Source organism: Methanocaldococcus villosus KIN24-T80, from assembly GCF_000371805.1.
Taxonomy (GTDB): domain Archaea; phylum AGJL01; class Methanococci; order Methanococcales; family Methanocaldococcaceae; genus Methanocaldococcus; species Methanocaldococcus villosus.
This window is the reverse complement of record NZ_AQUK01000001.1, coordinates 349,385-361,131: the sequence shown is the minus strand read 5'-3', so window position 1 is coordinate 361,131 and position 11,747 is coordinate 349,385. Positions and strand designations below refer to the sequence as shown.

Genomic DNA, 11,747 nt, shown 5'->3' with positions numbered 1-11,747 from the left:
TATCACTCCTTTATAATATCCTCTATAATATATAGTTTAATTTTCTCTTTTGGTCTATTAGAGTCTGTTATTTGATAGTTATCAACAACTTCAACTTCATCATTTGCATAAAATTCTCTCTTTTCTAATAAAACATCACCCTTTTCTAATAAGAAAGCAAATTTTCTTTTAGTTTTTAAAGATCCTTTATCTATATCTATTATTTTTTCTCTAAAAATAGGTTTTATAAAAGAATAGTCCATCTTATCCCTTATAAGCTCTTTCCAATGGAGGAATAACTTGTTTTTTTCTTGACATGACTCCTTCTAAAAATATACTATCTCCATCTAATTTTATATTAAATGCTTTTTCAAACATCTCTTTATTTCCAATAATTAACATTTCAGAGCCTTCTTTCATAATATCTGTAATCATGAAAACAATTAGATCATAACCCTCTTTTTCTAATTTTTCTTTCAATAGTTTATATATTTCCTCTTTTTTATCTTCTATTTCACTTATATCAATAACTTCTACTTGCCCCACACCCACTTTCTTTCCATTAAATTCATAATCTTTAAAGTCCATATTTATTATTTCATTAGCAGAAAGCTTACTTACAGAAGATTTTGCTTTCAATATTTCTAAACCAAATTTCTCAATATCTTCTATCCCAGCTATCTCAGCTAGCTTTTTAGCCATTTCTTTATCAAGTTCTGTAGTGGTTGGAGATTTAAATAGTACTGTATCTGAAATAATAGCTGAAAGCAATAATCCTGCTAAATCTGGTTTCAATTCCTTATTTTTTCCTCCTATAAGATCTAAGCATTTTTTAAAGTATAGTTCAGCTATAATTGTAGCTGTTGACCCTACAGGTTTTGCATAGTATAGTATGGGCTCAACTGTTGTTAAACCTACTTTATGGTGATCAATGATAGCCAAAAGCTTTCCCTCATCCAAATCATCCAAGCTTTGAGATTTTTCGGAGTGATCAACTAATATAAGCTCTTTACCTTTAGCACTCTCTATTAACTCTGGCTCCATTATTCCAAACTTTCTTAAAACAAACTCAGTTTCAGGATTCAAATTTCCCAATCTTGCTGGATAACAATCTAAGAAATAGGCTAAGACTATAGCTGATGCTATACTATCTGTATCAGGATTCTTATGGCCTACAACATATCTCATTTTATCACCTTCTATTATTTAATAACTTAGAAACATTTATATACATTAACTACACAATAATCTTTTCATTAAAAATTTTAGGAGGGGGTATATTTGGGAGTTACTATAGATTACAGCATCTGTAGAGGAGCAGAGTGTGCAGAGTGTTACAACAATTGCCCAATGGAAGTTTTTGAAATAGAAGGGGATAAAGTAGTAGTTGCAAGAGAAGAAGATTGCTCCTACTGTGGAGTTTGTGAAGATGTGTGCCCAACAGGAGCTGTAAAAGTTGAACCAGAAGAATAAAAATTATTCTTCTTCTAAAGCTTTAAATAATTCCTCCCAAGCTTCTAAACTTAGTTTTGCTTCTTCTTCACTTAACTTCTCAATAGCATATCCCGTATGAATTAAGATATAATCTCCTATTTTTACATCTTCTAATAGTGTTAGCTTGGCTTTTTGTTTTACTCCTTTATATTCTGCTATAGCATATTTTTCTCCATCTTCTTCTATAATATCTATCACTTTACAAGGTATTGCTAAACACATTATATCACCACCAACATAAAATTATTATTTAGTTAGAAATATAAAACTATTAAACCTTTAGGGTGAAAGCTTGAAAATAAAACCTGAGTGTGCTATTTGTATTGTTAGGCAAGTAGTTGATGCATCAAAAGAGATTACTGATATTGAGGAAAAACAGTTTTATTTAATAAAAGAAACTTTAAAAGTTATTCAAGAAGTTTATTCTCCTTCAACTGTTCCTGCATGGATGGGGACTGTAGTTCATAGGTATTTAAAAAAGATTAGTGGTTGTAAAGATCCATATAAAAGACTTAAAGAGAAAGCAAATGATGTAGCTTTAAAATACCTCAAATATGCTAAAGAGTTTTGTAATGTTGATAATGACTTAGAAAGGTTAAAGAGAAAGATTATTTTATCAATAGCAGGGAATGTTATTGATTATGGAGCTTACAGTAAAGATATAAATGTTGAAGAGATGCTAAAAAAGACTTTAGATGAGGGATTAAAGATAGATCACACATTAAATTTAATGGAAGATCTAAAGAATAATAAAATAAATAACGTCCTTTATATATGTGACAATGCTGGAGAGATTGTTTTTGATAAATTATTAATAGATGAGATAAAAAGCTATGGAAAAAATGTTGTAGCTGTTGTTAAAGGTGAGCCTATTTTAAATGATGCTACTTTAGAGGATGCTAAAATTGCAGGGATTGAAAATGTGATAACAACAGGTTCTGATGTTATAGGGGTAATTTTAGAAGAATGCTCAAGAGAATTCTTAGACCACTTTAATAAAGCTGATATTATCATTTCCAAAGGTATGGGGAATTATGAGAGTTTAACAGAATATAAGTTAGATAAACCAATATACTTTATTTTAAAAGCTAAATGTAAACCTGTTGCTGACCATTTAGGGGTTAATGTCGGAGATAATGTTTGTAAAAAATTTTAATATTAAATTTTTTTATTAATTATTGTGATACTATGTTAGATGAAAAAGATAGAAAGATATTAGAAATATTGATGAAAGATGCCAGAAAGCCATTTACAGAAATTGCTAAAGAGCTTAACACAAGTGAAAGTTCAATAAGAAAAAGGATTAAAAAAATGGAAGAAAATGGAATAATAAAGGGTTATACTGTTGTAATAGAACCTGCTAAGATAGGATATAATGTCATAGCTCTAACAGGTTTTGATACAGATCCACAGGATGTTTTAGATGTTGCAAAAGAGCTTTGTAAGTTTGAAGAAGTTAAAAAAGTATTCACATCTACAGGAGATCATATGATTATGACTGAAATTTGGGCAAGAGATGGTAGTGAATTAAAAGAGATACTTTTCAACAAGATTGGTAAAATTAAGGGTATTAAAAAAATCTGTCCTGCTATTATTTTGGAGAGATTGAAGTAATTTTGGTGAGATGTTATGAAAAAAAGTTTTTTTGTTAAAGTTAGCTGTGATGATGAACTTTTGGAAATATGCAAAGTTCTGGAGAAAGCCAAAATTGACTGTATTTTAGAATCTAAGGGAAATAGATTAAAGATAGATGTTTTTGGATATGATAATGAATCACTAGAAGAAAATTATAGAACTGTTAGGGCAATATTAGAAAAGATTAAGAGGAAATATAATAAAGATAAAGAAGGATTTTACACTTATATATTATCTGAATTGAAATATCCTGTAAATAAAGATCTTATAGCTGAAACTTTAAAATATCTTGGTTATAAAGTTAAGTATTTAAAAGATGAAAATATTCTAAAAACTGATGTCAATCTTAAAACTTTTGAAAATATATTGAAATCTTTACATGAAATCTCTGAAAGTATTAGATTCTCAAACCTTGGTTCAAAACCTGTGAAAAATTTAGTTATAATGGTTAGCTATATTAAAAAGAAATCTCCTGAAGAGGTTGTAGAAGAAGCTTTAAGAGAAGGATTTTTTAGAGAGGAAGAGGGTAAGGTTGTATTAAATAAAGATATAAATTTAGCTAAAAAATATTTTTTAGGGGATATAAATGGAGATAAAGATATTGGAGAGGAAAGATAATTTAATAGAGATAGAGTTAATAGGAGAAGACCACTCATTACCAAATTTATTGAAAGATATATTATTAACAAAAGAAGGAGTAAAAATGGCTTCTTATAGCATAGAACATCCACTTTTAGATCCTGAAACAGGAAGATATATTTCAAATCCAGTAATAACAGTTATAACTGAAGGTGGTAGGGATCCTTTAGAGGTTTTAAAAGAGGCATTAAAGGATATTATTAAAATGTGTGACACACTATTAGAGGAGTTAAAATAATAAGATATTAATAATATAACTCCTAATAATATTAATTATTGAAATTTTTAGGTGATAAGATGGAAATAAATGGAGTGTATATAGAAGATACATTTGCTGAAGCTTTTCCAATATGGGTATCAAGGATTTTAATAACAGCAGCTACAAAGAGATGGGCAAAAATAGCTGCAACTGAAGCTACAGGCTTTGGAACATCAGTTATTATGTGTCCTGCAGAGGCAGGTATAGAGAAATATGTCCCACCTTCAAAAACACCTGATGGAAGACCAGGATTTATAATTCAAATATGTCATCCTAAAAAGAAAGGTTTAGAAGAACAGATGCTTGAGAGAATTGGACAGTGTGTTCTAACCTGCCCAACCACTGCTGTATTTGATGCTATGGAAGATGCTGATGAGAAAGTTAAAGTAGGATTTAAATTAAAATTCTTTGGAGATGGGTTTGAAGAAAAAGCTGAAATGTATGGAAGGAAAGTTTATAAGATCCCAATCATGGGAGGAGAGTTTATAACTGAATCCACATTTGGTATTAAAAAAGGAATAGCTGGAGGTAACTTCTTTATATTGGCAGATACAAATGCAACAGCTTTATTAGCTGCTGAAGCTGCTGTTGATGCCATAAAAAATGTAGATGGTGTTATAACACCATTCCCTGGGGGAATTGTAGCTTCAGGTAGTAAAGTAGGAGCAAGCAATCCAAAATATAAGTTTATGGTTGCTACAACAAATCATAAGATGTGCCCAACCCTAAAAGGTAAGATAGAAACTGACTTGCCAGAAGATGTTAATGGAGTTTATGAAATAGTTATTAATGGGATTTCTGAAGAAGCTGTAAAAGAAGGTATGAGAAGGGGAATATTGGCAGCTACAAAAATTAAAGGAGTAAAAAAGATTACCGCAGGAAACTATGAAGGTAAGTTAGGAAAATATCAAATAAAATTAAGAGAGCTCTTTGAATAAAAATTTTAAATTTTTAAGGAGGTATTGAAGTTGAAACCAAAACATGCTTTAAGGAAAGACATGATTGGGGAATTTACTCTAAATAAATCTTTTAATACATATAGAGGAAAAATTATAAAAGCTGATTTTAATAGTCCTTTAGAAGGAATAGTAATGAAAAATAAAAAGGATCAAGTCTATTTTTACCCTCTGTTAGCATTACATATGGTAAAACCATTAAATTGCATACCTATAAATGTTATTCCAAAAACTTCCCTACCCACAAATCCAAAAAATATTCATATAAAAGAAGCCCTTTCAAGAATTGTAGGAAGAACTTTAAAAGTGTTTTATGAAAATCCAAAAACCTCTTACCTTGGTAGGTTATTAGGTTTTACTAGAGGGGTGTTTTCTTGGACTTTGGTATTGGAGATACATGGAGAAGTTATTTTACTATTTAATCCTGACTATATAGTTTATTATGGCACAAGATGGGATTTTTTAAAGAACAATCCTCCATATAAGCCACCAAAATTAATGAATGTAACAAAAACAGCAAATTATTTAAAGAGATGTCTTTTAGAGGATGTTATTATAGAACCAGAATATCCAAGGATAAATATTGATAATAAAGTATTTGTTTATCCGTTTGGAGTTATAGGAAAAGATGAATATTTAAGAGAGACAGTAGAAACTATTTTGAAAGAAAAAGAATTTTTAAATTAAAAAATAAACTTTTTTATGAAAAATAAAAATTTATATCTATTTTCTTTCAAAAATAACAATAATTCTTCTTATTCCTAATTACCGAATAATTTATATATGAGTTATCTATAACTAACCTAACAAATTTCTATTTTTAATATTTAAATACTAACAAAAATTTAGAAAAACACTAAAAAATAGGTGATGAGCAAATGAATATTGACATTATTTCACCTAATCTTTTTAAATTGCCAAATACTGTGTCTTTAGTAGCTGGAGCTAGTGAGGGAAAAACAGAGCTTAATGCTTTTGATAATGCCTTATTAAAGGCTGGGATAGGGAATGTAAATTTAATTAGAATTAGTAGTATTATGCCTCCAAAGGCTGAAATTGTTCCCTTGCCAAAACTACCTATGGGAGCTCTTGTGCCTACAGCTTATGGATATATAATTAGTAAAAACCCTGGAGAAGTTATTGCTGCTGCTGTTAGTGTAGCTATTCCTAAGGATGATGAGAAATGTGGTTTAATAATGGAATATGAAGGAGTTTGTTCTAAAAAAGAGGCTGAAGAGAGAGTTAGAGAAATGGCAAAAATTGGTTTTGAAGAAAGAGGTTGGGATATAAAGAGGATAGAAAGTATAGCTGTTGAACATGAAGTAGAAAGAATTGGTTGTGCATTTGCTGCTGCAGCTTTATGGTACAAAAGCAAGAGGTGATAAGAATGTTAAAATTCTTAGGGAAACATTTAATATTAGAGCTATGGGGGTGTGATGAAAAAGCTTTAGATGATATAGAAGGAATAGAGAAGATGTTAGTAGATAGTGTTAAAGCTTGCGGGGCTACATTAATATGTGTTAAAACCCATAAATTTTCTCCACAAGGGGCTACTGGAGTGGCTGTTTTAGCAGAGAGTCATATATCTATACACACATGGCCAGAACTTGGTTATGCTGCTATGGATATATTCACCTGTGGCTCTCATGTAGAACCTGCAAAAGCTCTACCTGTAATAAAAGAATATTTAAAACCAAGACATGTTGAAATATTAGATCTAAAAAGAGGGATAAGATTAGGTGATGCTAGTGAAATTTAATTTATGGTTCACTGAGTATCACAATGAGAACATTTCTCTATCTATGAGAGTAAAAGAGGTTTTATATTTAGAAAAATCAAAATACCAGGAAATAGCAATTATAGAAACTTATGATTTTGGAAGAGTTTTAATTTTAGACAATACATTCCAAACAACAGAAAGGGATGAATTTATATATCATGAACTCATCTCTCACATCCCCCTATTTACACATCCAAATCCTAAAGATGTTCTTGTTATAGGAGGAGGGGATGGAGGAACTGTTAGAGAAGTTGTTAAACATAAGAAGGTTGAAAGAGTAGATTTTGTTGAATTAGATGAAAAGGTTATAGAGGCTTGTAGAAAATATCTTCCAAATCTTAGCTGTGAGATGGATAATGAAAAGGTTAATATAATTATAGCTGATGGTATAAAATATGTTGCTGAAACAGATAAGAAATATGATGTCATCATAGTAGATTGTCCAGATCCTGTAGGTCCTGCTAAGGGATTATTTGAAAAGGAATTTTATAAGAATGTTTATAAATGTTTAAAAGATGATGGTTTAATGGTTCAACAATCTGAAAGCCCTCTTTATGATTTAAAATTGATTGAGAATATATGTAAATATTTAAAGGAATCTGGATTTAAGATAATTATGCCTTACAGCTATCCTATGCCCTCTTATCCCAGTGGATTTTGGAGTTTTACATTAGCTTCTAAAAAATATAACCCATTAGATGTGGATGAAAATAAAATAAGAGAAGCTTTAAAAGAAATTAAAACAAAATATTATGATGAAGAAGTTCATAAGGCTATATTTTTATCTACACCAAAATACCTAAAAGAGCTTGTAAGGAATATAACAAAAAGTTTATAAATATTGGGTTTGTATAATTAAACCATATAAAACTATTTTTTATTTATTTTATTCTTTGGTGAAAAAATGGAAATTATGAAAGGTACCACAACTGTTGGTTTAATTTGTGATGATGCTGTTATCCTTGCAACGGATAAAAGAGCTTCTATGGGTAACTTAGTTGCTGATAAAGAAGCAAGAAAATTGTATAAAATAGATGATTATATAGCTCTAACAGTAGCAGGATCTGTAGGGGATGCTCAAGCTTTAGTTAGGCTATTAACAGCTGAAACAAGATTGTATAAGATGAGAACAGGAAGAAATATAAGCCCATTAGCATGTGCTACATTATTAGCAAATATATTACACTCAAGTAGATATTTCCCTTTTTTAACCCAACTCATTATTGGTGGTTATGATCTTAATGAAGGGCCAAAAATATTTACCTTAGACCCTCTTGGAGGAATGAGTGAAGAAAAGACATTTACAGCAACAGGTTCTGGTTCTCCTGTAGCATATGGAGTTTTAGAAGCAGAATATGATAGAAATATGAAAGTTGAAGATGGAATAAAACTTGCTATAAAAGCCCTCAAATCAGCAATGGAAAGAGATACTTTTTCAGGAAATGGAATAAATTTAGCAATAGTTTCAAAAGATGGAGTTAAAATATTAGAAGATGAAGAAATAAATTGTATAATCAAAAAAAGAAGATCTAAGAAGAAGTAATTATATTATTTTTATTTTTCAAGACTATTTTTCATTACTAGCTTTAATTTTTATTTAAGTATATTTAAATTTATAAAATCAAGGGGGGATTATATTGTCAGCTGAAGAGATTTTAGAAAACTTAAAGAAGGAAATTATAAAACGATCTCCAAAAGAAGCTAAAATTATTGATGTTCAGTTTGAAGGACCAGAATTAGTTATTTATGTTAAAAATCCAGAAGTTTTTACTAATGAGATTGTAAAAAAATTAGCTAAAGACTTAAGAAAAAGAATTAGTGTAAGACCAGACCCTTCTGTTTTATTAGAACCAGAACTAGCTAAGAAAAAAATTTTAGAAATTGTTCCTGAAGATGCAGGAATAGTAAATTGTGTTTTTGATCCAAACACTGGAGAAGTTATTATAGAATCAAAAAAACCTGGTTTAGTTATAGGAAAAGAAGGAAAAACATTAGAAGAAATAAAAAAAGCTATAAAATGGGCTCCAAAGCCAGTTAGAGTGCCTCCAATTCAATCAGAAACAATAAAAGCTATTAGGGCTACACTCTATAGGGAGAGAGATGAGGTTAAAGAGATATTAAGAAGAATTGGTAGAAGAATTCATAGGGATGTAGTTATTAAAGGAGATTATTGGATAAGAGTGTCTTTTTTAGGAGGGGCTAGAGAAGTTGGAAGATCATGTTTATTAGTTCAAACTCCAGATACAAGGGTTTTGCTTGACTGTGGAATAAATGTTGCTTATGATGATAAAACCTTTCCCCATTTTGAAGCTCCAGAGTTTTCTATAGAAGACCTAGATGCTGTGATCATAACACATGCCCATCTTGATCACTGTGGTTTTGTACCTGGATTGTTTAGATATGGATATGATGGGCCTGTATATTGTACAAGACCTACAAGAGACTTAATGACATTACTACAGAAAGATTATCTAGATATAGCTATGAAAGAGGGAAAACCTCTTCCATACTCTGCAAAAGATATAAAAACATGTGTTAAACACACAATACCTATAGATTATGGAGTAACAACAGATATAAGCCCTACTATAAAATTAACTCTTCACAATGCTGGTCATGTGTTAGGATCAGCAATAGCCCATCTTCACTTTGGTGAAGGGTTGTATAATTTAGCATATACAGGAGATATAAAGTTTGAACCTTCAAGACTTTTAGAACCTGCTGTATGCCAATTCCCAAGGTTAGAAACACTGATAATAGAATCTACATATGGAGGTTATGATGATGTTCTGCCAAGTAGAGAAGAAGCTGAAAGGGAGTTATTAAAAGTTGTAAGTGAAACAATAGACAAGAATGGAAAAGTTCTAATCCCAGTATTTGGTGTTGGTAGGGCTCAAGAATTAATGTTGGTTTTAGAGGAAGGGTATAATCAAGGAATATTTAATGCTCCAGTTTATTTAGATGGTATGATATGGGAAGCTACTGCCATACACACAGCATATCCTGAATATCTTTCAAAAGAGATTAGACAAAAAATATTCCATGAAGGAGATAATCCATTCTTATCTGATGTGTTTAAGAGAGTTGGTAGTACAAATGAAAGAAGGAATATTATAGATAGTGATGAACCTTGTATAATTTTAGCAACATCTGGAATGCTAACAGGAGGGCCTAGTTTAGAATATTTTAAAAATCTTGCTCCAGATGAAAAGAATGCTATTATATTTGTAGGTTATCAAGCTGAAGGAACATTAGGTAGGAAAATACAGAGAGGGTGGAAAGAAATACCAATAGTTACAAGAAATGGAAAGACAAAATCCATCCCTGTGAATCTTTCAGTATATACAATAGAAGGTTTTTCTGGACATAGTGATAGAAAACAATTAATAAAATATATTAGAAAAGTTAAACCTTCTCCAGAAAAGGTTATAATGGTACATGGAGAAGAAAGTAAATGTATAGATTTCTCAGAAACTGTTAGAAGGTTATTTAAAAAACAGACTTATGCCCCTAACAATTTAGATGCTATTAGAGTTAAATAGGTTTAGCTACACAAAATTCACATAAAGAATATTCATTTAGTTGCTTTTCTTTAACTGGACAGTAGTAAATATTATTGTCTTTTATTATTTTTAACCCACCAGGAAAGATTAGATACTCAGGATGAAATGGTTTTTTAGCTATAAATAAAAGATATGGGCAAATAATTTTTGATAATTCTATAAACTTCTTCTCTTCTTCAGAATTATATTTTTTAAAACTCTCAATTCTATTGATTAATTCATTTAACTTTTTTTCATCTATCTCATAATCTTCACAAATCTCCTTACTTTTTATTTCATTAAGCGTGTCAATATAATATTTTATCATAGCATTGATATAATCTTCTTTATATTTTTCTGGCAAATATTTAGCATCTTTTTCAATGAAGCATTTTATAGCTATAATATCATAAATACTAAAATTTTCAGCTTTTTCTTTAAGTTTTTTCAGTAATTCTTTAGCTTTCATTTTCAATCATCTTCTTTATACTTATAAGATCACTTAATATAGCTGATGCAGTTTCTTCAGCTCCTGCACCCCTACCTACAACAACGACTTCTTTAGCTAAATCAGTTTCAAACATAGCAACATTTAATGTTCCTTTAACATTCAAAGGGCTGTTTATAGGAATCAATTTTGGCTCAACTATCAAATAACCATTAACAATTTCACCAATTAATTTTATTGTGTATCCTCTTTTATTAGCTAAAAATAAAGCTTCAGGAGTTATCTTTTCTATACCTCTAACTTTGACATCTTTTATAGTTTTGTTAAGTCCCATTATTGCATTAGCTAAAATAACAATTTTAGCAGCAGTATCTAATCCAGAAATATCTTGATATGGATTAGTTTCAGCTATTCCTAGTTCTTTAGCTTCTTTTAACACTGTCTCAAAATCTAATCCTTCCTCCATTTTTGTTAAAATGTAGTTTGTTGTACCATTTAATATACCCCTTATAGATATAATCTTATTCCCGGCTAAAGTTTCTTTGGCTAAATTAATTATTGGCATTGCTCCTCCAACAGATGCTTCAAATTTAAAAATTTTATTGTATCTTTTTGCTGTTTCCATAAGTTCTTTAAAATATAATGCTAATGGTCCTTTATTAGCTGTAACAACATGTTTTCCATGTTTAAAACTCTCTATTATATGGGTTCTTGCTGGCTCTCCTGTGTCTAAGTTAGATGGGGTAACTTCAACAACTACATCAGCATCAACATCTTTAATAACTTCTAAACTACTCTTTTCTATTCCAGGGTAGTTTATAATTTTTCCACTCTTTTCCTTAACCTCTATCGCTCTTTTTAAATCTATATCCTCTCCTATAATGGCTCCTGATCTATCAGCAATAGCTACTACATTAAAATCTCCATAATTTTTTCTTAAAAATTCTCTCTTTTTATAAAGAACTTTTGCCAATCCTCTACCAATAACCCCAAATCCAATAATAATTATTCTCAA

General features: G+C 30.0%; 17 protein-coding genes. 12 read left to right on the top strand and 5 right to left on the bottom strand.

Annotation, left to right across the window (positions count from 1 at the left end; genetic code table 11):
- Nucleotides 1-2: 2 nt before the first annotated feature.
- Together METVI_RS0102060 and METVI_RS0102055 are read right to left on the bottom strand one after the other, a co-directional pair.
- Complete coding sequence (locus METVI_RS0102060; protein WP_004591387.1) at nucleotides 3-242, bottom strand: hypothetical protein; 240 nt, start codon at nucleotides 240-242, stop codon at nucleotides 3-5.
- A gap of 1 nt (nucleotide 243) precedes the next feature.
- Complete coding sequence (locus METVI_RS0102055) at nucleotides 244-1,167, bottom strand: manganese-dependent inorganic pyrophosphatase (RefSeq protein ID WP_004591383.1); 924 nt, start codon at nucleotides 1,165-1,167, stop codon at nucleotides 244-246.
- 93 nt (nucleotides 1,168-1,260) lie between these two features.
- Between METVI_RS0102055 and METVI_RS0102050 the strand changes: the two genes are divergently transcribed.
- Entirely contained in the window at nucleotides 1,261-1,452 is a 192-nt protein-coding gene (locus METVI_RS0102050) for a 4Fe-4S dicluster domain-containing protein (RefSeq protein ID WP_004591381.1), read from the top strand.
- A gap of 3 nt (nucleotides 1,453-1,455) precedes the next feature.
- Here the strand turns inward: METVI_RS0102050 and METVI_RS0102045 are convergent, their stop codons facing one another.
- Nucleotides 1,456-1,695 (bottom strand): HypC/HybG/HupF family hydrogenase formation chaperone, encoded by a 240-nt coding sequence (locus METVI_RS0102045; RefSeq protein WP_004591379.1) that lies wholly within the window; start codon nucleotides 1,693-1,695, stop codon nucleotides 1,456-1,458.
- Nucleotides 1,696-1,765: 70 nt separating this feature from the next.
- Between METVI_RS0102045 and METVI_RS0102040 the strand changes: the two genes are divergently transcribed.
- From METVI_RS0102040 to METVI_RS0101990, 11 genes are all read left to right on the top strand, one after another.
- Nucleotides 1,766-2,629 carry a damage-control phosphatase ARMT1 family protein gene (locus METVI_RS0102040; protein ID WP_004591378.1) on the top strand — a complete coding sequence of 288 codons (864 nt, stop codon included), beginning with the start codon at nucleotides 1,766-1,768 and terminating at the stop codon, nucleotides 2,627-2,629.
- 32 nt (nucleotides 2,630-2,661) lie between these two features.
- Nucleotides 2,662-3,087, top strand: a complete 426-nt coding sequence (locus METVI_RS0102035) for an Lrp/AsnC family transcriptional regulator (protein WP_004591376.1) — start codon at nucleotides 2,662-2,664, stop codon at nucleotides 3,085-3,087.
- Nucleotides 3,088-3,102: 15 nt separating this feature from the next.
- Complete coding sequence (locus METVI_RS0102030; RefSeq protein WP_004591374.1) at nucleotides 3,103-3,726, top strand: DUF2067 family protein; 624 nt, start codon at nucleotides 3,103-3,105, stop codon at nucleotides 3,724-3,726.
- On the top strand, nucleotides 3,695-3,985 hold the full coding sequence (locus tag METVI_RS0102025; RefSeq protein WP_004591372.1) for a DNA-directed RNA polymerase subunit L: 291 nt from the start codon (nucleotides 3,695-3,697) through the stop codon (nucleotides 3,983-3,985). Before METVI_RS0102030 ends, METVI_RS0102025 begins: the two co-directional genes overlap by 32 nt.
- Nucleotides 3,986-4,044: 59 nt before the next feature.
- Nucleotides 4,045-4,944: a formylmethanofuran--tetrahydromethanopterin N-formyltransferase gene (fhcD, locus tag METVI_RS0102020; protein WP_017980988.1), complete on the top strand. Its 900-nt coding sequence runs from the start codon at nucleotides 4,045-4,047 to the stop codon at nucleotides 4,942-4,944.
- A gap of 30 nt (nucleotides 4,945-4,974) precedes the next feature.
- Nucleotides 4,975-5,649: a hypothetical protein gene (locus METVI_RS0102015; protein ID WP_004591370.1), complete on the top strand. Its 675-nt coding sequence runs from the start codon at nucleotides 4,975-4,977 to the stop codon at nucleotides 5,647-5,649.
- Between the two features lie 191 nt (nucleotides 5,650-5,840).
- Nucleotides 5,841-6,344 (top strand): pyruvoyl-dependent arginine decarboxylase, encoded by a 504-nt coding sequence (locus tag METVI_RS0102010; RefSeq protein WP_004591368.1) that lies wholly within the window; start codon nucleotides 5,841-5,843, stop codon nucleotides 6,342-6,344.
- Between the two features lie 5 nt (nucleotides 6,345-6,349).
- Nucleotides 6,350-6,721 carry an adenosylmethionine decarboxylase gene (speD, locus tag METVI_RS0102005; RefSeq protein WP_004591365.1) on the top strand — a complete coding sequence of 124 codons (372 nt, stop codon included), beginning with the start codon at nucleotides 6,350-6,352 and terminating at the stop codon, nucleotides 6,719-6,721.
- Nucleotides 6,711-7,580, top strand: a complete 870-nt coding sequence (speE, locus tag METVI_RS0102000; RefSeq protein WP_004591363.1) for a spermidine synthase — start codon at nucleotides 6,711-6,713, stop codon at nucleotides 7,578-7,580. Before speD ends, speE begins: the two co-directional genes overlap by 11 nt.
- Before the next feature lie 66 nt (nucleotides 7,581-7,646).
- The gene (psmB, locus tag METVI_RS0101995; protein WP_004591362.1) at nucleotides 7,647-8,285 is read left to right on the top strand and encodes an archaeal proteasome endopeptidase complex subunit beta; all 639 of its coding nucleotides are present in this window, start codon (nucleotides 7,647-7,649) and stop codon (nucleotides 8,283-8,285) included.
- Nucleotides 8,286-8,379: 94 nt separating this feature from the next.
- On the top strand, nucleotides 8,380-10,284 hold the full coding sequence (locus METVI_RS0101990; RefSeq protein WP_004591360.1) for a beta-CASP ribonuclease aCPSF1: 1,905 nt from the start codon (nucleotides 8,380-8,382) through the stop codon (nucleotides 10,282-10,284).
- Here METVI_RS0101990 and METVI_RS0101985 read toward each other — a convergent pair.
- On the bottom strand, nucleotides 10,277-10,753 hold the full coding sequence (locus METVI_RS0101985) for a DUF2115 domain-containing protein (protein WP_004591358.1): 477 nt from the start codon (nucleotides 10,751-10,753) through the stop codon (nucleotides 10,277-10,279). The genes METVI_RS0101990 and METVI_RS0101985 overlap by 8 nt on opposite strands.
- On the bottom strand, nucleotides 10,743-11,747 hold the full coding sequence (locus METVI_RS0101980) for a homoserine dehydrogenase (protein WP_004591357.1): 1,005 nt from the start codon (nucleotides 11,745-11,747) through the stop codon (nucleotides 10,743-10,745). The genes METVI_RS0101985 and METVI_RS0101980 overlap by 11 nt, the downstream gene beginning before the upstream one ends.

Excerpts from the sequence above, each read along its gene's own strand:
- speD (WP_004591365.1), top strand. The coding sequence starts at position 6,350 with ATGTTAAAATTCTTAGGGAAACATTTAATATTAGAGCTATGGGGGTGT.
- METVI_RS0101985 (WP_004591358.1), bottom strand. The coding sequence starts at position 10,753 with ATGAAAGCTAAAGAATTACTGAAAAAACTTAAAGAAAAAGCTGAAAAT.
- METVI_RS0102055 (WP_004591383.1), bottom strand. The coding sequence starts at position 1,167 with ATGAGATATGTTGTAGGCCATAAGAATCCTGATACAGATAGTATAGCA.
- METVI_RS0102010 (WP_004591368.1), top strand. The coding sequence starts at position 5,841 with ATGAATATTGACATTATTTCACCTAATCTTTTTAAATTGCCAAATACT.
- psmB (WP_004591362.1), top strand. The coding sequence starts at position 7,647 with ATGGAAATTATGAAAGGTACCACAACTGTTGGTTTAATTTGTGATGAT.
- METVI_RS0102035 (WP_004591376.1), top strand. The coding sequence starts at position 2,662 with ATGTTAGATGAAAAAGATAGAAAGATATTAGAAATATTGATGAAAGAT.
- fhcD (WP_017980988.1), top strand. The coding sequence starts at position 4,045 with ATGGAAATAAATGGAGTGTATATAGAAGATACATTTGCTGAAGCTTTT.
- METVI_RS0102060 (WP_004591387.1), bottom strand. The coding sequence starts at position 242 with ATGGACTATTCTTTTATAAAACCTATTTTTAGAGAAAAAATAATAGAT.
- METVI_RS0102045 (WP_004591379.1), bottom strand. The coding sequence starts at position 1,695 with ATGTGTTTAGCAATACCTTGTAAAGTGATAGATATTATAGAAGAAGAT.
- METVI_RS0102030 (WP_004591374.1), top strand. The coding sequence starts at position 3,103 with ATGAAAAAAAGTTTTTTTGTTAAAGTTAGCTGTGATGATGAACTTTTG.
- METVI_RS0102025 (WP_004591372.1), top strand. The coding sequence starts at position 3,695 with ATGGAGATAAAGATATTGGAGAGGAAAGATAATTTAATAGAGATAGAG.